We start from the raw sequence: 17,410 nt of genomic DNA on the forward strand, positions 1-17,410 counted from the left end.
CCACACCCTGAGGACGGATCAGAAGTCGTCGTCGAAGGCGACCGAGCCCTCGACCGCGACCTGGTACGCCGACGGGCGGCGCTCGAAGAAGTTCGTCAGCTCCTGGACGCCCTGGAGCTCCATGAACGAGAACGGGTTCTCCGAGCCGTACACCGGGGCGAAACCGAGGCGCTCCAGACGCTGGTCGGCGACGCACTGGAGGTACTCGCGCATCGACTCGGTGTTCATCCCGGGCAGGCCCTCACCGCACAGGTCGCGGCCGAACTGCAGCTCAGCCTCGACGGCCTCCTTCAGCATGTCCGTGACCTGCTGCTGGAGGGCGTCGTCGAAGAGCTCCGGCTCCTCCTTGCGGACGGTGTCCACGACCTCGAACGCGAAGTTCATGTGCATGGTCTCGTCCCGGAAAACCCAGTTCGTGCCGGTCGCCAGGCCGTGCAGCAGGCCCCGGGAGCGGAACCAGTAGACGTACGCGAACGCACCGTAGAAGAACAGCCCCTCGATGCACGCCGCGAAGCAGATCAGGTTCAGCAGGAAGCGGCGGCGGTCGGCCTTCGACTCCAGGCGGTCAATCTTCTCGACCGAGTCCATCCACTTGAAGCAGAACTGCGCCTTCTCGCGGATCGAGGGGATCTCCTCCACCGCGTCGAACGCCGCCGCGCGGTCGTCCGGGTCGGGGAGGTAGGTGTCCAGGAGGGTCAAGTAGAACTGGACGTGTACGGCTTCCTCGAAGAGCTGGCGCGAGAGGTAGAGGCGCGCCTCGGGGGAGTTGATGTGCTTGTAGAGCGTCAGCACCAGGTTGTTGGAGACGATCGAATCGCCCGTCGCGAAGAACGCGACCAGCCGGCCGATCATGTGCTGCTCACCGGGTGAGAGCTTGGCGAGGTCGGTGACGTCCGAGTGGAGGTCTACCTCCTCCACTGTCCAGGTGTTCTTGATCGCGTCCCGGTAGCGCTCGTAGAAGTCCGGGTAGCGCATGGGGCGAAGAGTCAGCTCGAAGCCCGGGTCGAGCAGGTTCTTTTCGGTATTGGTCGACATTACTGGCAGGCCTCGCAGGACTCGGGGTTCTCAAGGGAGCAGGCGATCGCGTCCGCGTCGGGAGCGGTGGCGGTCGTGGTCTGCTGTACGGGGATGGGGGCGGCGGCGGTCGCGCCGGAGCCGGCTGCGCGGGCGATGCGGGTCGCTGGGCGCGAGCGCAGGTAGTACGTCGTCTTCAGCCCCTTCTTCCAGGCGTACGCGTACATCGAGCTGAGCTTCCCGATGGTCGGCGTCTCCAGGAAGAGGTTCAGGGACTGCGACTGGTCGAGGTACGGCGTACGGGCCGCCGCCATGTCGATCAGTCCGCGCTGCGGGATCTCCCACGCGGTGCGGTAGAGGGCCCGTACTTCCTCGGGGATCCAGCTGAAGCCCTGGACGGAGCCGCTCGCCTCGCGCAGCGCCTCGCGGGACTGGGCGTCCCACACGCCGAGCTTCTTCAGGTCCTCCACCAAGTAGGCGTTGACCTGGAGGAATTCACCGCTCAGCGTCTCGCGCTTGAAGAGGTTGGAAACCTGCGGCTCGATGCACTCGTACACGCCCGCGATCGACGCGATGGTCGCGGTCGGCGCGATCGCGAGGAGCAGGGAGTTGCGCATTCCGGTCTTGGCGATACGGGCGCGCAGCGCGTCCCACCGCTCCGGCCAGGTGACCTCGACGCCGTAGTGGTCGGGGTGCAGGACACCGCGCGCCGCGCGGGTCTTCTCCCAGGCCGGGAGCGGGCCGCTGACCTCGGCGAGGTCGCAGGACGCCTCGTACGCGGCGAGCATGATGCGCTCGGCGATCTTCGTGGAGAGGGCCAGTGCCTCGGGGGAGTCGAAGGGCAGGCGCAGCTTGAAGAAGACGTCCTGGAGACCCATCGCGCCGAGGCCCACCGGACGCCACTTGGCGTTGGAGCGGCCGGCCTGCTCGGTCGGGTAGAAGTTGATGTCGACTACGCGGTCGAGAAAGGTGACGGCCGTACGGACGGTCTCGTCCAGCCGCTCCCAGTCGATTTCGCCGTTCCCGAGAACGAACGAACCGAGGTTGACCGAGCCGAGGTTACAGACGGCCGTTTCGCCGTCGTCCGTGACCTCAAGGATCTCGGTGCAGAGGTTCGAGGAGTGGACGACGGAGCCGGGTTCGGCCGTCTGGTTCGCCGTACGGTTCGACGCGTCCTTGAACGTCATCCAGCCGTTCCCGGTCTGCGCCAGGGTGCGCATCATCCGGCCGTACAGCTGGCGCGCGGGAATCGTCGTACGGGCCAGTCCGTCCGCCTCCGCCTTGCGGTACGCCGCGTCGAAAGCGTCGCCCCACAGGTCGACGAGCTCGGGAACGTCGGAGGGCGAGAACAGCGACCAGTCGGCGTCCGCGTCGACGCGGCGCATGAACTCGTCGGGGATCCAGTGCGCGAGGTTCAGGTTGTGCGTACGCCGCGCCTCCTCACCCGTGTTGTCGCGGAGCTCCAGGAACTCCTCGATGTCCGCGTGCCACGTCTCCAGGTAGACGCAGGCCGCGCCCTTGCGGCGGCCGCCCTGGTTGACGGCGGCGACCGACGAGTCGAGGGTGCGCAGGAAGGGGACGATGCCGTTGGAGTGGCCGTTCGTGCCGCGGATCAGGGAGCCGCGGGCGCGGATGCGGGAGTACGAGAGGCCGATGCCGCCCGCGTGCTTCGAGAGGCGCGCGACCTCGTGGTACCGGCCGTAGATCGAGTCGAGCTCGTCGAGCGGCGAGTCCAGCAGGTAGCAGGACGACATCTGCGGGTGGCGCGTACCGGAGTTGAAGAGCGTAGGCGACGACGGGAGGTAGTCGAGGCGGCTCATCAGGCGGTACAGCGCGGCGACCTCGTCGGCGGCCGCTGCCGACTCGTCCTTCGCCAGGCCGGACGCGACGCGCAGCATGAAGTGCTGGGGCGTTTCGATCACCTGACGGGTGATCGGGTGGCGCAGGAGGTAGCGGCTGTAGACCGTGCGCAGGCCGAAGTAACCGAAGCGGTCGTCGGCCGCGGTGTCGACGAGTGCGTCCAGGCGGGCCGCGTGGGCGGTCACGAAGTCGGCCGTACGGTCGGCGATCAGGCCCTCGCGGTGGCCGACGGAGACCGACTCGGAGAAGGTACGGACGCCCTGCGTCGCCGCCTCGTCCCGGATCGTGCGGGTCAGGAGGCGGGCCGCGAGGCGGGAGTACGCCGGGTCCTCGGAGATCAGCCCGGCGGCGGCGTCGGTGGCGAGACCCCGGAGCTCCGCTGCGTCCGACGCCGCGTTGCGGCCGCGCAGTGCGGCTGCGGCGACTCTGCCCGGGTCGGTGTCGGTGAGGTCGGCGGTGAGGTCGGTCAGGGTCCGCAGAAGTGCGGTCCCAGCTCCTTCAGACGACTCCGACGACTCCGTCGACTCCGTGGCAGTTGCCGGATCGGCTGGCGCGATGGTCACGCGGTGCTCTCCCTCGCTCGGCTCGGGGCCGGCGGGGGAGGCGGGGGCGTACGGGCACACGTCACCCCTGAAGGGCGGCACACCGCGTAGCGTCCACCGGCCCAACCGCGAGGCCCGGACGTGTCGGTATCCGGTTCGGTCGAGCCGGATACGCCGTCGGCAGGTGTTCGGACTCCTGGGTGCGCAAAAGCACACCGATCACACCGTTGCGGGACAGTTCCGGATTCACACCGGATTCCCCTGCGGCGACAGCGAGCATGAGCATACATGTGGGGGCGGTTGGATGGTGCAGCCCCCACATGTTGTGTCACGCGGGAAGGGCACCGGAGTCCTGTGCCGAGGGTCCCAGACCCCGCTCCTCAAACGCCGGAGGGGCTGAGAGTTGCCGCTGCGCGGCAAATCCAGCCCCGCCCGGCAACATCCAGCCCGTCCGGCGTTTGAGGACACGCCCGTAGGGCGTCTGTGTGGGGGACTGGGGGCTCGCCCCCAGTTCGGGAAGGGGCGGGTAGGGGAACAAGCCCCGCGCAGCGGCCCGCCCGCACCCGTACCCCACGCGCACGGGCCGCCGCCTCCCCAGGGGAGACCGGCGGCCCGTGTTGCACCGTTCAGCAGCAGCGGAAGCCCTCGCGGGGGTCCGCCTCGCGGGCGTCCGTGCGGCTGCGTTCGAACTCGCGGCGGGTCATGACCGGCGCCCCAGGGTCGCAGGACCTCGTGTGGGCGACGTACCGGTCGTACGCCGACTCGCCGGTCAACTCGCGGACGTACCAGCGGATGCGGCCCGCCGCGCGCCGTACGTCCGTCAGGGTCATGCGGACGTCCCCGTACCCGTCGGCGCCGTCTCCTTGCTGTTGCCGCCCTCCGGCCCGACGCCTGCCGCGACCAGCTCGGCCTTCTCTTCCTTCGTCGCGATGATCGACGCGGGGGCGACCAACTTGGACTCGACGTACGGCGCCTCGTGGAGCTTCACGCTCTCGGGGTCGCTGATCGCCTTGAGGCAGACCCGGCCGGCGTCGGCGAGCACCACCACGATGAGGACCGCGAAGAGCGCGCACAGCACGCCGTCGACCGTCGAGTTGGTGACGACGGTGTGCATCTGGTCCATGTTCTTGGCAGGCGGCAGCACCTGGCCCGCGTCGATGCCGGCCTGGTACTTGTCGCGCTGCGCGAAGAAGCCGACCTTCACGTCGTCCGAGAAGATCTTCTGCCAGCTGGCGGTGAGTGTGACCGCCACGTCCCAGGCGAGCGGGACCGCTGTGACCCACGCCCACTTCAGGCGGCCGGACTTGACCAGGAGGGTCGTGCAGACCGCGAGAGCGACCGCGGCCAGCAGCTGGTTCGCGATGCCGAAGAGCGGGAAGAGCTGGTTGATGCCGCCCAGCGGGTCGTGTACGCCGACCCACAGGAAGTAACCCCAGCCGCCGACGACGACCGCGCTGGCGAACCAGACGCCCGGCTTCCAGCTGACCTGGCGGAACGGCTTGTAGACGTTGCCGAGCATGTCCTGGAGCATGAAGCGCCCGACGCGGGTGCCGGCGTCCACCGTGGTGAGGATGAACAGCGCCTCGAACATGATCGCGAAGTGGTACCAGAACGCCTTCATGGCCGTGCCGCCGACGACAGCGGAGAAGATCTCCGCCATGCCGAGCGCGAACGTCGGCGCGCCACCCGTGCGCGACAGCAGGCTCTGCTCCTCGACGTCCTTCGCCGCCTGGGCCAGCGCCTCGGGGGAGATGGAGAAGCCCAGGTTCGTCACCGCTTGTGACGCCGCCTGGACGTTGTCGCCGATCACGCCGACCGGAGAGTTGATCGCGAAGTACAGGCCGGGGTCGATGATGCACGCCGTGATCATCGCCATCACCGCGACGAACGATTCGGTCAGCATCGCGCCGTAACCGATCATCCGGATCTGCGTCTCCTTCTGGACCATCTTCGGCGTCGTGCCCGAAGAGACCAGGGAGTGGAAGCCGGAGAGCGCGCCGCACGCGATGGTGATGAAGACGAACGGGAACATCGAGCCGGCGAAGACCGGTCCTGTGCCGCTGGTCGCGAAGTCCGTCAGCGCGGGCATCTTCATCGTCGGCAGGGCGATGAAGACGCCGACCGCGAGCAGCCCGATCGTGCCGACCTTCATGAAGGTGGAGAGGTAGTCGCGCGGCGCCAGCAGCAGCCACACCGGGAGGACCGAGGCCAGGAAGCCGTACACGATCATCCAGATGACGAGCGTGCCCGGCTCCAGCGTGAACGTGTCCGCCCACGAGGACTCCGCGACCCAGCCGCCCGAGACGATCGCGAGCAGCAGCAGCGCGACGCCGATGATCGAGACCTCGCTGACCCGGCCGGGGCGCAGCGTGCGCAGGTAGACGCCCATGAAGAGGGCGATCGGGATCGTCATGCCGATGGAGAAGACGCCCCACGGCGAGTGCGCGAGCGCGTTCACGATGACCAGCGCGAGCACCGCGAGCAGGATGATCATGATGGCGAAGACGGCGACCAGCGCGGCCGCGCCGCCGAACGGACCGATCTCGTCACGCGCCATCTGGCCGAGCGAGCGGCCGTCGCGGCGCGTGGAGAAGAAGAGCGTCACCATGTCCTGGACGGCGCCGGCGAGGATGACGCCGACGATGATCCAGATCGTGCCGGGCAGGTAACCCATCTGCGCGGCGAGTACGGGACCGACCAGCGGCCCCGCGCCCGCGATGGCGGCGAAGTGGTGCCCGAACAGGACGCGGCGGTCGGTGGGGTGGAAGTCGACGCCGTTGTCGAGCCGCTCGGCGGGAGTGGCCCGGTTCTTGTCGACCTTCAGGACCCGGTTGGCGATGAACCGCGAGTAGAAGCGGTACGCGATGGCGTACGAGCCGAGGGCCGCCGCCAGCATCCACGCGGCCGACACCTCTTCACCCCGCGAGAGGGCGAGTACGGCCCAGGCGATGGCGCCGACGAGAGCCACCGAGGCCCATATGGCTATGGACTTCGGGGACAGGGCCCGTTGTCTCTGGGCTGGCGTTGTCGACTGCGACTCCGGCATGACGATCCGTCCCCTCGCGCGATCTTTCTCGTAACGTGCGCGAAATCTAGGTCCTGTGACCGCCGTCCGTAACCCCCTGTCCGCATATCGGTACGGATACGGCCCGACCACCGCAGGTCAGGGCCGTACCAGAGGTCGTCTCTCAGTCCGTCGTCGGCCGCTTCAGGTTGGCAACGAACTTGTAGCGGTCGCCCCGGTACACCGAACGCACCCACTCCACCGGCTCGCCGTTCCCGTCGATCGAGTGCCGGGACAGCATCAGCATCGGCAGGCCCACGTCCGTACCGAGCAGTCCCGCCTCGCGCGGGGTGGCCAGTGACGTCTCGATCGTCTCCTCGGCCTCCGCCAGTCGTACGTCGTACACCTCCGCCAACGCCGTGTAGAGCGAGGTGTACTTGACGAGCGAGCGGCGCAGCGCCGGGAAGCGCTTCGCCGACAGGTGCGTCGTCTCGATGGCCATCGGCTCGCCGCTCGCGAGCCGCAGCCGCTCGATCCGCAGGACCCGCCCGCCCGGCGAGATGTCGAGCAGGCCGGCCAGGGTGTCGTCGGCCGTGACGTAACCGATGTCCAGGAGCTGGGAGGTGGGCTCCAGGCCCTGGGCCCGCATGTCCTCGGTGTACGACGTCAGTTGCAGCGCCTGCGAGACCTTCGGCTTGGCCACGAACGTGCCCTTGCCCTGGATGCGCTCCAGCCTGCCCTCGACGACCAGCTCCTGGAGCGCCTGGCGCACCGTCGTACGAGAGGTGTCGAACTCGGCCGCAAGGGTCCGTTCCGGCGGGACCGGGGTCCCGGGCGGCATGGTCTCCGTCATGTCCAGCAAATGCCGCTTGAGCCGGTAGTACTTGGGCACGCGCGCGGTGCGGCTTGCCGCCGCCCCGCCCTCGGTCTCCGTACCGCCCCCGTCCGTGGCCATGATCCGCCTTCCCGACTTCTGTGCTCCTGCCGTCACCGGCTCCTCCGACTGTCGCGGCTCACATGGTGGCACGGCCTCGTCACTGGTCGTCGCCCTTGCTCAGGTGTCGGTCCGATAACGGACGCGAGAGCCCTTCTTATACACCCTTGACACCCCTAAAGGTCTAGGCCAAGCTCCCGGTACTGGTCTAAACCATTAAAGACCGGGTCCCAGCCCCACGGGCAATCCCTGCGCAGCGACTTGGTTTCCGATACGGGTTTCCGAGCCGCGATTCGACGCAACTCCCGGGCGGTGTGGGGATTCTCTTGCATCCCTGAGGAGGGTGGCGTGAAGCGCAAGCTCATCGCGGCAATTGGTGCGACGGCCATGATGGCTTCGGTCGCGGCGTGTGGTTCCGGAGACTCCAACGCTTCCAAGGACCCCAAGGAGCGCAACGAGACGCTCACCGTCTGGCTGATGGTCGACGCTCAGAGCACCTGGCCGGAGCTCGTCAAGGACGTCAACGCCCAGTTCACGGCGAAGTACCCGAAGGCAAAGGTCAACGTCCAGTACCAGCAGTGGGGCGACAAGGCCAAGAAGCTGGACGCCGCGCTCGCCGGTGACAAGTTCCCGGACGTCGTCGAGCTCGGCAACACCGAGACGATGACGTACATCCTCAACGGCGCTCTCGGCGAGATCGACCCGAAGAAGTACGAGAACTCGGACACCTGGATCAAGGGCCTCAAGGACACCTGTTCCTTCGAGGGCAAGCAGTACTGCGTCCCCTACTACGCGGGTGCGCGCGTCGCGCTCTACAACAAGGACATGTTCAAGGCCGGCACCGGCTCGGACAAGCTCCCCGAGACCGAGGCCGAGCTGACCAAGGCCCTGGACAAGGTCGGCAAGAAGTACGGCAAGGACAAGGCGTTCTCGCCGCTCTACCTGCCGGGCCGCTACTGGTACGCCGCCATGTCGTACGTCGCCGCGTACGGCGGCCAGATAGCCAAGTACGACGAGAGCACGAAGGAGTGGAAGTCCAGCCTCTCCACCCCCGAGGCGCAGAAGGGCATCAAGCACTTCACCGACCTGGTCGAGAAGTACAACAACGGCGACAAGACCAAGGACGAGCAGGACCACGCCAACGTCATGGCCAACGAGAAGACGGCTCTTCTCTACGGCAACGGCTGGGAAGCCGGCAGCGTGATCGACCCCAAGGCCCAGGGCAACGCCAAGCTGAAGGACAAGATCGTCGTCGCCGGTATGCCGGGCCCGGACGGCAAGGCACTGCCGTCCTTCATCGGCGGCTCCGACCTCGCCACCATCTCCAAGTCCAAGGTCCAGGACCTCGGCGAGGAGTGGATCTCGATGTTCACGAGCGCGAAGTCGCAGGAGGTCCTCGCCTCCAAGAACATCCTGCCCAACAACACCAAGCAGCTTGAGCCGCTGAAGGCGAAGCCGGAGACCGCTCCGATCGCCAACGCCGTTCCCGACGCCTGGTTCACGCCGATCGCTCCGGGCTGGACCGCCATCGAGAAGAAGGAAATTCTCGAGGTCATGCTGCTCGACATCATCAAGGGCAAGTCGGTCGAGGAGGCCACCAAGAAGGCCGACGCGGAGATCGACAAGCTGATCAACGAAGAGTCCTGAGCCAGCCACCCAGGGTCTCAGAGTTCCTTGATCGCTGACGGGGGCGGCGGTTCCTTCGGGGTCCGCCGCCCCCGTACTCCGGTACCCGGTCCGAACGGAAGGCCAGCACATTGAGTGCCGCCGACATGCTGCAATCTCCCGGGGGGCCACCCCCGGACTCCCGGCCCGACAAGCGGGCAGCAGACCCCCCGGCAACCATGAAGCAGGCCCCGGGACGCAGGCCGCGGAAGGCCGGCGCCCTGCTGCCGTACCTCCTCATAGCCCCAGCGTTCGTCGCGATCGCTGCCGTCTTCCTGTGGCCGCTCGTCAAGACGGTGATCATGTCCTTCCAGGACGTGGGCCGCCGCGAGCTGTGGACCGGGGAAGCCGCCCCTTGGGTGGGATTCGACCAGTTCACCGAGATCCTCGGCGACGGCGAGTTCTGGGCCGTCGTCGTACGCACGATCGTCTTCATGGCCGCCTGCGTCGTGACCACCATGGTGATCGGCCTCGGCCTCGCCATGGTGATGCAGCGCATGTCCACCTGGGCGCGGCTGATGCTGACGGCCGCGCTCATCGCCGCCTGGTCGATGCCGCTGCTCGTGGCGACCTCGATCTTCCGCTGGTTCGCCGACTCCGACTACGGCGTACTGAACATGGTCCTGAGCAAGTACCTCGGCCTGGACTTCCAGGGCCACAACTGGTTCCTCGACTCCACCCAGGGCTTCACGATCATCGGCGCCGTCGTGGTCTGGGGCGCCGTCCCCTTCGTCACCATCACGCTGTACGCCGCCCTCACCCAGGTCCCGCAGGAGCTCGAAGAGGCCGCGTCCCTCGACGGCGCCGGCACCGTCGGCGTATTCCGCTACGTCACCTGGCCGGTCATCAAACCGGTCTTCCAGATGGTCGCGACCCTGTCGGTGATCTGGGACTTCAACGTCTTCGGCCAGGTCTTCCTGATCCGCGGCAACAAGCCGGAACCGGAGTACGCGCTCCTCGGCCTCTACTCCTTCGAGAAGGCCTTCGAGTCCAACTCCTTCAGCCAGGGCGCGGCGATCTCCCTCATCACGGTCCTGCTGCTGTCCGGCGTCGCCGTGTACTACCTGCGCCAGCTGCTCAAGATCGGAGAGGTCGAGTGAGCACCTCCGCCCCCCAGGTGACGCCCCAGGTGACGCCCCAGGTCCTGCGACCTGACCGCAAGAAGCACCGGACGGTCTTCAACGTCGTGGGGCTGCTGGCCTTCGTCGCCATGGCCTTCCCGGTCTACTGGCTGGTCATCAGCGCACTGCGGCCCAACGCCGAGATCCGCAGTTACGACCAGACCCTGTGGCCCTCGTCGATCACCCTGGACAACTTCCAACGGGCCGTCGACATGCCGAACTTCGGCACGGCGATCCAGTCCAGCCTCATCATCTGCGTCACCGCCGTCGTCGGCGCCATGGTGCTCTCCACCATCGCGGCCTTCGCGATCGGCCGCTTCCACTTCTTCGGCCGCAAGGCCTTCATGATGGTGCTGCTGGTCGTGCAGCTGCTGCCGCCGACCGCGATGCTCATCCCCATCTACATCCAGCTCAACGACCTGGGCGGGCTGAACGAGTACTGGGGCGTGACGATCATCTACCTCGTCTCCACGCTGCCGTTCGCGACGTGGATGATCCGCGGCTTCGTCATCAACATCCCCAAGGAGCTGGAGGAGTCCGCGATGGTGGACGGCTGCAGCAGGATGGGCGCCTTCTGGCGCGTCATCTTCCCGCTGCTTGCCCCCGGCCTCGCCGCGGCCTCGATCTTCTCGCTGATCAACGCCTGGAACGAGTACCTGCTCGCGTACGTCGTCCTCCAGGACAACGACAAGTACACCCTCAACGTGTGGCTGATGAACTTCACCACCTCGCGCGGTGTGGACTACGGCGCCCTGATGGCCGCCTCGACGCTCATCGCCATCCCGGTCGTCGTCTTCTTCATGATCGTCCAGAAGAAGATGGCCTCGGGTCTCACCTCCGGCGCAGTGAAGGGTTAACGCCTCCCATGACGACCTTCGCACCTGGCACTGACACGCTGACGCGCGACGCGCTCGCCGTCCTCCAGCCCGGCTTCCTCGGCACCGCCGCCCCCGACTGGCTGCTGCGCCGTGTCGGCGAGGGCCTGACCTCCGTCGGCCTGTTCGGCCGCAACATCGCGTCCCCGGCACAACTGGCCGCACTCACGGCGCAATTGCGCGCCGAGCGGGACGACGTGCTCGTCGCGATCGACGAAGAGGGCGGTGACGTCACCCGCCTGGAGGTCCAGCACGGCTCGTCGTTCCCCGGCAACCTCGCGCTCGGCGCCGTCGACGACACCGGCCTCACCCGGGACGTCGCCCGCGAACTCGGCCGCAGACTGGCCGAATGCGGCGTCAACCTCAACTGGGCGCCGTCCGCCGACGTCAACTCCAACCCGGGCAATCCGGTCATCGGCGTACGCTCCTTCGGCGCCGACCCGCAGCTCGTGGCCCGGCACACGGCGGCGTACGTCGAAGGCCTCCAGGCCTCCGGTGTCGCCGCCTGCACCAAGCACTTCCCGGGCCACGGCGACACCGCCGTCGATTCGCACCACGCGCTGCCCGCCATCGACGTGGACTTGGACACACTGCACGCCCGCGAGCTGGTGCCTTTCCGGGCGGCCATCGCCGCGGGCTCCAAATCTGTCATGAGCGCGCATATCCTGCTTCCTGCGCTCGACCCGGCCCGTCCGGCCACTCTGAGCCCGCGGATCCTCACCGGTCTGCTGCGCGAGGAGCTCGGCTACGACGGGCTGATCATCACGGACGGCATGGAGATGCAGGCGATCTCCGCGACGTACGGAATCGAGCTCGGCAGCGTCATGGCGATCGCCGCCGGCGCCGACGCGATCTGTGTGGGTGGCGGCCTGGCGGACGACGAGACCGTGCTGCGGCTGCGCGACGCGCTCGTCGCGGCCGTGCGGGACGGCGCACTGCCGGAGGAGCGACTGGCCGACGCGGCCGCGCGCGTGCGCGCGCTCGCGAGCTGGACGCGGGAGACCAGGGGGGCCCGGCGGGCCCCGGGGCCGGGCGCGGCTTCACAGGAGGGGACCGCGCCCGGCGCCGGCACGGGCCTTCGCGCGGACGTCGGCCTGGTGGCCGCGCGGCGGGCGCTGCGGATCACGCGGGGCGCCGCTTTCGAGCCCGTCACTTGTGCCCCGTACGTCGCTGCCTTCACCCCCGTCGCGAACATCGCCGTCGGCGACGAGACGCCGTGGGGGGTGGCCGCCGAGCTGGCGCGCCTGCTGCCGGGCACCGCGACGGACACGTACATCAGCGGCGGCTTCACACCGGAGCAGGTGATCCGGGCCGCCGGGGAGCGCCGGATCGTCGCGGTCGTACGCGATGCCCACCGCCACCCGTGGATGGGGGTGGCGCTGGAGGCGCTGACCGCCGCCAGGCCCGACACGGTCGTGGTGGAGATGGGCGTACCGCAGGCGCAGCCGCGCGGGGGCCTGTACATCGCGACGCACGGCGCCGCGCGGGTGTGCGGTTTGGCTGCGGCCGAGGTCATCGCGGGCCTCTGACATACGGAAAGTGCCGGGGTCCACTGGGGGGACCCCGGCACTTTGCGCTCCGGCAGTTTTACAGACCCTGCCAGGCCGGCTTGGCCGCGTACGTGGCGCGGAAGTAGTCGGCGAGCTTCAGCTTGGACGCCGCCGCCTCGTCGACGACCACCGTCGCGTGTGGGTGCAGCTGGAGCGCGGAGCCCGGAACCAGCGCGGCGACCGGCCCCTCGACGGTCTGCGCCACGGCCTCGGCCTTGCCCTCGCCGGTGGCCAGCAGCACCAGGTGGCGGGCCTCCAGGATGGTGCCGATGCCCTGGGTGATGACGTGGTGGGGCACCTGGTCGATGTCGTTGTCGAAGAAACGCGCGTTGTCGACGCGGGTCTGCTCGGTCAGCGTCTTGATCCGGGTGCGGGAAGCGAGCGAGGAGCACGGCTCGTTGAAGCCTATGTGTCCGTCGGTGCCGATGCCGAGCAGCTGGAGGTCCACGCCACCGGCCCTGCTGAGCGCGCGGTCGTACGCCGCGCACGCGCCCTCGATGTCCTCGGCGGTCCCGTCCGGGCCCATGAAGGACGCCTCGGTCAGACCGAGCGGCTCGACGACCTCGCGCAGCACGACGGAGCGGTACGACTCGGGGTGCCCCAGGGGCAGGCCGACGTACTCGTCGAGCTGGCAGATCCGGGCGCGCGACGCGTCGACGGCGCCTGCCCGGACCTTGGCCGTCAGTGCCTCGTAGATGGGCAGCGGGGAAGAACCGGTGGCCACGCCGAGCAGCGCGTCGGGCTTGTGGCTCAGCAGCCGTCCGATGGCCGCCGCGATGAGCTCGCCGCCCGCTTTGGCGTCCGGAACGATGACAACTTCCACGCTGAGCCTGCCGATCTGAGAGGGGGACCGATTGTGGTATAGACCAATCTAGCAGAGGCTGCGCCGTCTGCCCGGTGGTCTTCGTCAAGCGGATGCCCGTATTTCCATGGTCGGCCGAGCCCCGCCGGTCGTCACCTTTTCGCTTCGTACTGGCTACAGAAGTGCCAGCTGGAGGCCTCCGGTCGCGTTCAGGTGCTGGCCGGTCACCCAGCGGGCGTCGGGGGAGGCCAGGAAGGCGACCACGTCCGCGACCTCCTGGGATGTGCCGATCCGGTTGAAGATCGACCGCGAGGACGCGTGGGCAAGGGCCTGCGGATCGGCGAGCCAGCCCGCGTTCAGATCGGTCTCGGTGATGCCGGGCCCGACCGAGTTGACGGTGATCCCGCGCGCGGCGAGTTCGGCGGCGAGCGAGCGGGTCAGTGCGTTCACCGCGCTTCAGTGGCGCGGTGATCCAGGGAATGTCACAGCAGGCGCGCGACGGCGCTATGCAGGAGGAGCTGGAGGCCGTGGCCGGGCAAGCTATGCGTGCCTGGTCGCCCGTGGTGGCAACTGAGCGTTAATCTGACTGGGCACGGCCGTAGACATACCGTAATGGTCTAGTCCACAATGAACAGGTAAAGCCTCCTCCCTCCCCGCACAGGAGGGTGGAACGAGGCACCGGCGCTCTCTGCCCTGACTGCGTCGTGGCCTCCGGCGGCCGCGCGGGACCGCACACCCGCGCTCGGCCGTAGCAGCTCCGGGCTGCGGTGCCAGGAGGGCTGAGGGTCCCTCCCAGGCGCCGCGGCCATGGGGTTGCCGGAGCGAAGGTACGCTCGCACATGTGCCCTCCATGAACGACCTCGTCCGCCAGCACACCGCTCTGAGTGAAACCGACCTCGAGTGGCTTCACCTGCTGGTCTCGGAGTGGCAACTGCTCTCCGACCTCTCCTTCGCCGACCTCGTCCTGTGGGTCCCCACCCTCGACGGGACCCGCTACGTCTCCGTCGCGCAGATGCGGCCCAACACCGGCCCCACCTCGTACCAGGACGACATGGTCGGCCACCTCGTCCCGCGCGGCCGCCGCCCCCTCCTCGACGCCGCCCTCGACGAGGGCCGGATCGTGCGCGAGGGCGACCCCGAATGGCGCGAGGAGGTCCCGGTCCGGGTCGAGTCGATTCCCGTACGCCGCGAAGGCCGCGTCCTGGGGGTGATCGCCCGCAATACGAACCTGCTGACCGTACGCACCCCCAGCCGCCTGGAGCTGACGTACCTCCAGAGCGCCTCCGACCTGGCCCAGATGATCGCCGCCGGGTCCTTCCCCTTCCCCGCCCAGCAGGTCGACATGGACGCCTCGCCGCGCGCCGGCGACGGGCTGATCCGGCTCGACGCGGACGGCATCGTCCAGTACGCGTCGCCGAACGCCCTCTCCGCGTACCACCGGCTCGGCCTCGCCTCCGACCTCGTCGGCCACCACCTCGGCCAGGCCACCGCCGAACTCGCCCCGTCCCGCGGCCCCGTGGACGAAGCCCTGGTCAAACTGGCCAGCGGCTACGCCCCGCGCGAGACCGAGGTCGAGGGAAACAGCGGGGTCATCCAGCTGCGCGCGATCCCGCTCAAGCCGAAGGGAACGCGGATCGGCTCGCTCGTACTGTGCCGGGACGTCACGGAACTGCGCCGCCGCGAGCGGGAGTTGATCACCAAGGACGCGACCATCCGGGAAATCCACCACCGGGTGAAGAACAACCTCCAGACGGTGGCTGCCCTGTTGCGGCTCCAGGCCCGCCGGATGGACTCCGAGCAGGGCCGCGAGGCGCTCAACGAGGCCGTGCGCCGGGTCGGGTCGATCGCGATCGTCCACGAGACGCTCTCGCAGAACCTCGACGAGCGCGTGGAGTTCGACGAGATCGCCGACCGGGTGATCGCGATGGTCGCCGAGATCTCGCCGGGCAAGGTCAACTGCCGCCGTACGGGCCGCTTCGGCATACTCGACGCCGAGGTCGCGACCCCGCTGGCGATGGTCCTCACCGAAGTGATGCAGAACGCACTGGAGCACGCCTTCGCGCCGGCCGAGCACGGCTCGGTCGAGGTGGCCGCCGTGCGCGGCGGCGACCGCAAGGACGCCCGGCTGCTGATCACCGTCCAGGACGACGGCCGCGGACTGCCCGAGGGATTCGACCCGAAGCGCACCGGCAATCTGGGGCTGCAGATCGTACGGACGCTGGTGGAAGGCGAGTTGGGCGGGACCTTCGACATGGTCCCAGGTCCCGAGGGCGGAACCCGGGTCGTTCTCGACGTTCCCGTACGCGCCGACAAGTAACGGCAGCGGACAAGTAACGGCAGCGGAAAAAGCGGCGAGCCCCGGACCGAGGGTACGGTCCGGGGCTCAAAGCTCACGTTGCTATGCGCATCGGGGGTACTGCGCGCTGCGGCTCGGGGGCGGGTGGTGCGTACACGCTGTACGCGCCGCCAAGCTCAGGCTCGTGCGGGGTGGTGGTTCAGGCGGTCGCGTTACGCGCCCGGTTGCGGGCGGCGCGGCGCTTCATCGCGCGGCGCTCGTCCTCGCTGAGGCCACCCCAGACGCCGGAGTCCTGGCCGGACTCGAGCGCCCACTGCAGGCACTGCTCCATGACGGGGCAGCGGCGGCAGACGGCCTTGGCTTCCTCGATCTGCAGCAGCGCAGGACCGGTGTTGCCGATGGGGAAGAACAGCTCCGGGTCTTCCTCACGACAAACGGCGTTGTGACGCCAGTCCATGGCTGCTACCTCTCCTTGGTATTACAAGCAGGTTGCTTGTGAATGTGAACGCTTTCACGAATCCCCCCGCAAGTGAAGGGCCGACTGCCAGTCGCCTGGTGTGGGTCCTGTGTGTGAGGAGGGGTTCTGGCTTTCAGCGGAGGCTGGTGTTGCGGGCCGTCCCGATCGCCATGTAGAGATTCGCAAACCTCGGCAGCGGATACAACCCCTTCTGGAAAGTTTTTTTTGATTCCTCGGTGTCGGGTAGGTCACAGCCGTACTTCTATGGGGTGTAACCCAGCCCGTACGTTCGAGTTAAAGGACTTTTGCGCGTTCCGCTCACACAATCACACGCAGTGCACGGCGAACGCCTGTGAACGTCACGCTCGTACGCAGTCCTAGGTGGTCGCCGTCCATCTGGAAGGGCAGCGGGGCCTTCGAATGCAAGGTGAAGTCGGTCAGGTCGTGCAATGTCACCGCATGTTTACCGTGCGGCCCGCGCTCGGGCGTCGAGGTCAGCAACTGGGTCGCGTAACGGGCTACGGCGGGGGTGGACAACTTACTCAGCCCGAGCACGTCCAGGGCCTTGTCGAAAGAGGCCTCGGGGGACGCGTACATCGGACGATTGCCCAGGTAGGTCCAGGGAGAGGTGTTGCAGACTATGGACAGCACAAGATCTTCGACCGGGTCGTGCCCGGGGCGCTCCAAGGTGATCAATCCCTGGCGGCGGTGCGGTTCGGTCAGGAATTGGCGTACCACCTGGCGCACGTAAAGGGCGTGCGTCGAACGCTTTCCGCGCTCCCTGTGCTGTTCGACTCTTCCGATCACTCCGGCATCGAAGCCGAAACCCGCGCAGAACGTGAACCAGCGGGCCGGAACTGATTCGTCCTCCGTACCCGGGGTACCCGCGGCCAGACCGAGACCGACCGTGCGCTCACTGCGGGTGCGCAGCGCGTCCAGGATGGCGCCGGTCGCCTCGACCGCGTCGTTCGGGATGCCCAGGGCGCGCGCGAAGACGTTCGTGGAGCCGCCCGGGACGACGGCGAGGCGCGGAAGCCTGTCCGGATCCGGGCCCTCGTGCAGGAGACCGTTGACGACCTCGTTCACGGTCCCGTCGCCGCCGAGCGCCACGACGAGCTCTATGTCCTTGCTCTCCGCCGCCCGCCGGCCCAGGTCTCGGGCGTGACCGCGGTACTCGGTGGTCACGACTTCCAGCTTCATCTCGCTGGCGAGCGCATGAATCAGGACATCGCGGGTGCGTGCGCTGGTGGTGGTAGCTGCCGGATTGACCACGAGGAGTGCACGCATGAG

14 protein-coding genes, 1 pseudogene and 1 riboswitch are annotated in these 17,410 nt (G+C 68.2%); of the genes and pseudogenes, 6 read left to right on the forward strand and 9 right to left on the reverse strand.

Features of this window, described 5'->3' with window-relative positions:
- Positions 1-18 precede the first annotated feature (18 nt).
- From ABZX79_RS32335 to ABZX79_RS32355, 5 genes are all read right to left on the reverse strand, one after another.
- Positions 19-1,035, reverse strand: coding sequence for a ribonucleotide-diphosphate reductase subunit beta (locus ABZX79_RS32335; protein ID WP_355265729.1), 1,017 nt, complete (start codon positions 1,033-1,035; stop codon positions 19-21).
- On the reverse strand, positions 1,035-3,437 hold the full coding sequence (locus ABZX79_RS32340; protein ID WP_355265732.1) for a ribonucleoside-diphosphate reductase subunit alpha: 2,403 nt from the start codon (positions 3,435-3,437) through the stop codon (positions 1,035-1,037). The genes ABZX79_RS32335 and ABZX79_RS32340 overlap by 1 nt, the downstream gene beginning before the upstream one ends.
- A 140-nt stretch (positions 3,438-3,577) precedes the next feature.
- Positions 3,578-3,709: riboswitch (cobalamin riboswitch) on the reverse strand.
- Between the two features lie 333 nt (positions 3,710-4,042).
- Complete coding sequence (locus ABZX79_RS32345) at positions 4,043-4,246, reverse strand: YbdD/YjiX family protein (protein ID WP_215130562.1); 204 nt, start codon at positions 4,244-4,246, stop codon at positions 4,043-4,045.
- Entirely contained in the window at positions 4,243-6,462 is a 2,220-nt protein-coding gene (locus ABZX79_RS32350) for a carbon starvation CstA family protein (protein ID WP_355265736.1), read from the reverse strand. Before ABZX79_RS32350 ends, ABZX79_RS32345 begins: the two co-directional genes overlap by 4 nt.
- A gap of 142 nt (positions 6,463-6,604) precedes the next feature.
- The gene (locus ABZX79_RS32355) at positions 6,605-7,375 is read right to left on the reverse strand and encodes a GntR family transcriptional regulator (RefSeq protein ID WP_355265739.1); all 771 of its coding nucleotides are present in this window, start codon (positions 7,373-7,375) and stop codon (positions 6,605-6,607) included.
- Positions 7,376-7,702: 327 nt separating this feature from the next.
- Between ABZX79_RS32355 and ABZX79_RS32360 the strand changes: the two genes are divergently transcribed.
- The 4 genes from ABZX79_RS32360 to ABZX79_RS32375 all read left to right on the forward strand — a co-directional run bounded on the left by ABZX79_RS32360 (position 7,703) and on the right by ABZX79_RS32375 (position 12,544).
- Complete coding sequence (locus ABZX79_RS32360) at positions 7,703-9,001, forward strand: sugar ABC transporter substrate-binding protein (protein WP_355265742.1); 1,299 nt, start codon at positions 7,703-7,705, stop codon at positions 8,999-9,001.
- A gap of 110 nt (positions 9,002-9,111) precedes the next feature.
- Complete coding sequence (locus ABZX79_RS32365; protein WP_355265745.1) at positions 9,112-10,119, forward strand: sugar ABC transporter permease; 1,008 nt, start codon at positions 9,112-9,114, stop codon at positions 10,117-10,119.
- Positions 10,116-10,997 (forward strand): carbohydrate ABC transporter permease, encoded by an 882-nt coding sequence (locus ABZX79_RS32370; RefSeq protein ID WP_355265748.1) that lies wholly within the window; start codon positions 10,116-10,118, stop codon positions 10,995-10,997. Before ABZX79_RS32365 ends, ABZX79_RS32370 begins: the two co-directional genes overlap by 4 nt.
- 8 nt (positions 10,998-11,005) lie before the next feature.
- Positions 11,006-12,544 (forward strand): glycoside hydrolase family 3 protein, encoded by a 1,539-nt coding sequence (locus ABZX79_RS32375; protein ID WP_355265751.1) that lies wholly within the window; start codon positions 11,006-11,008, stop codon positions 12,542-12,544.
- Positions 12,545-12,602: 58 nt separating this feature from the next.
- Here the strand turns inward: ABZX79_RS32375 and nagB are convergent, their stop codons facing one another.
- Together nagB and ABZX79_RS32385 are read right to left on the reverse strand one after the other, a co-directional pair.
- Positions 12,603-13,388, reverse strand: a complete 786-nt coding sequence (nagB, locus tag ABZX79_RS32380; RefSeq protein WP_355265754.1) for a glucosamine-6-phosphate deaminase — start codon at positions 13,386-13,388, stop codon at positions 12,603-12,605.
- 153 nt (positions 13,389-13,541) lie between these two features.
- Positions 13,542-13,817: an SDR family oxidoreductase gene (locus ABZX79_RS32385; RefSeq protein WP_355265757.1), complete on the reverse strand. Its 276-nt coding sequence runs from the start codon at positions 13,815-13,817 to the stop codon at positions 13,542-13,544.
- 2 nt (positions 13,818-13,819) lie between these two features.
- Between ABZX79_RS32385 and ABZX79_RS32390 the strand changes: the two are divergent.
- A pseudogene (locus tag ABZX79_RS32390) lies at positions 13,820-13,948 on the forward strand (TetR/AcrR family transcriptional regulator); the annotation flags it as partial.
- A 269-nt stretch (positions 13,949-14,217) separates the two neighbouring features.
- Entirely contained in the window at positions 14,218-15,684 is a 1,467-nt protein-coding gene (locus tag ABZX79_RS32395; protein WP_355265905.1) for a PAS domain-containing sensor histidine kinase, read from the forward strand.
- A gap of 178 nt (positions 15,685-15,862) precedes the next feature.
- On the opposite strand, the gene ABZX79_RS32400 is transcribed toward ABZX79_RS32395, so the two are convergent.
- Positions 15,863-16,120 (reverse strand): WhiB family transcriptional regulator, encoded by a 258-nt coding sequence (locus ABZX79_RS32400; protein WP_004937597.1) that lies wholly within the window; start codon positions 16,118-16,120, stop codon positions 15,863-15,865.
- 318 nt (positions 16,121-16,438) lie between these two features.
- On the reverse strand, positions 16,439-17,407 hold the full coding sequence (locus ABZX79_RS32405; RefSeq protein WP_214977853.1) for a diacylglycerol kinase family protein: 969 nt from the start codon (positions 17,405-17,407) through the stop codon (positions 16,439-16,441).
- Between the last annotated feature and the right edge of the window lie 3 nt (positions 17,408-17,410).

Source organism: Streptomyces sp. NPDC002994, from assembly GCF_040611155.1.
Lineage (GTDB): Bacteria > Actinomycetota > Actinomycetes > Streptomycetales > Streptomycetaceae > Streptomyces.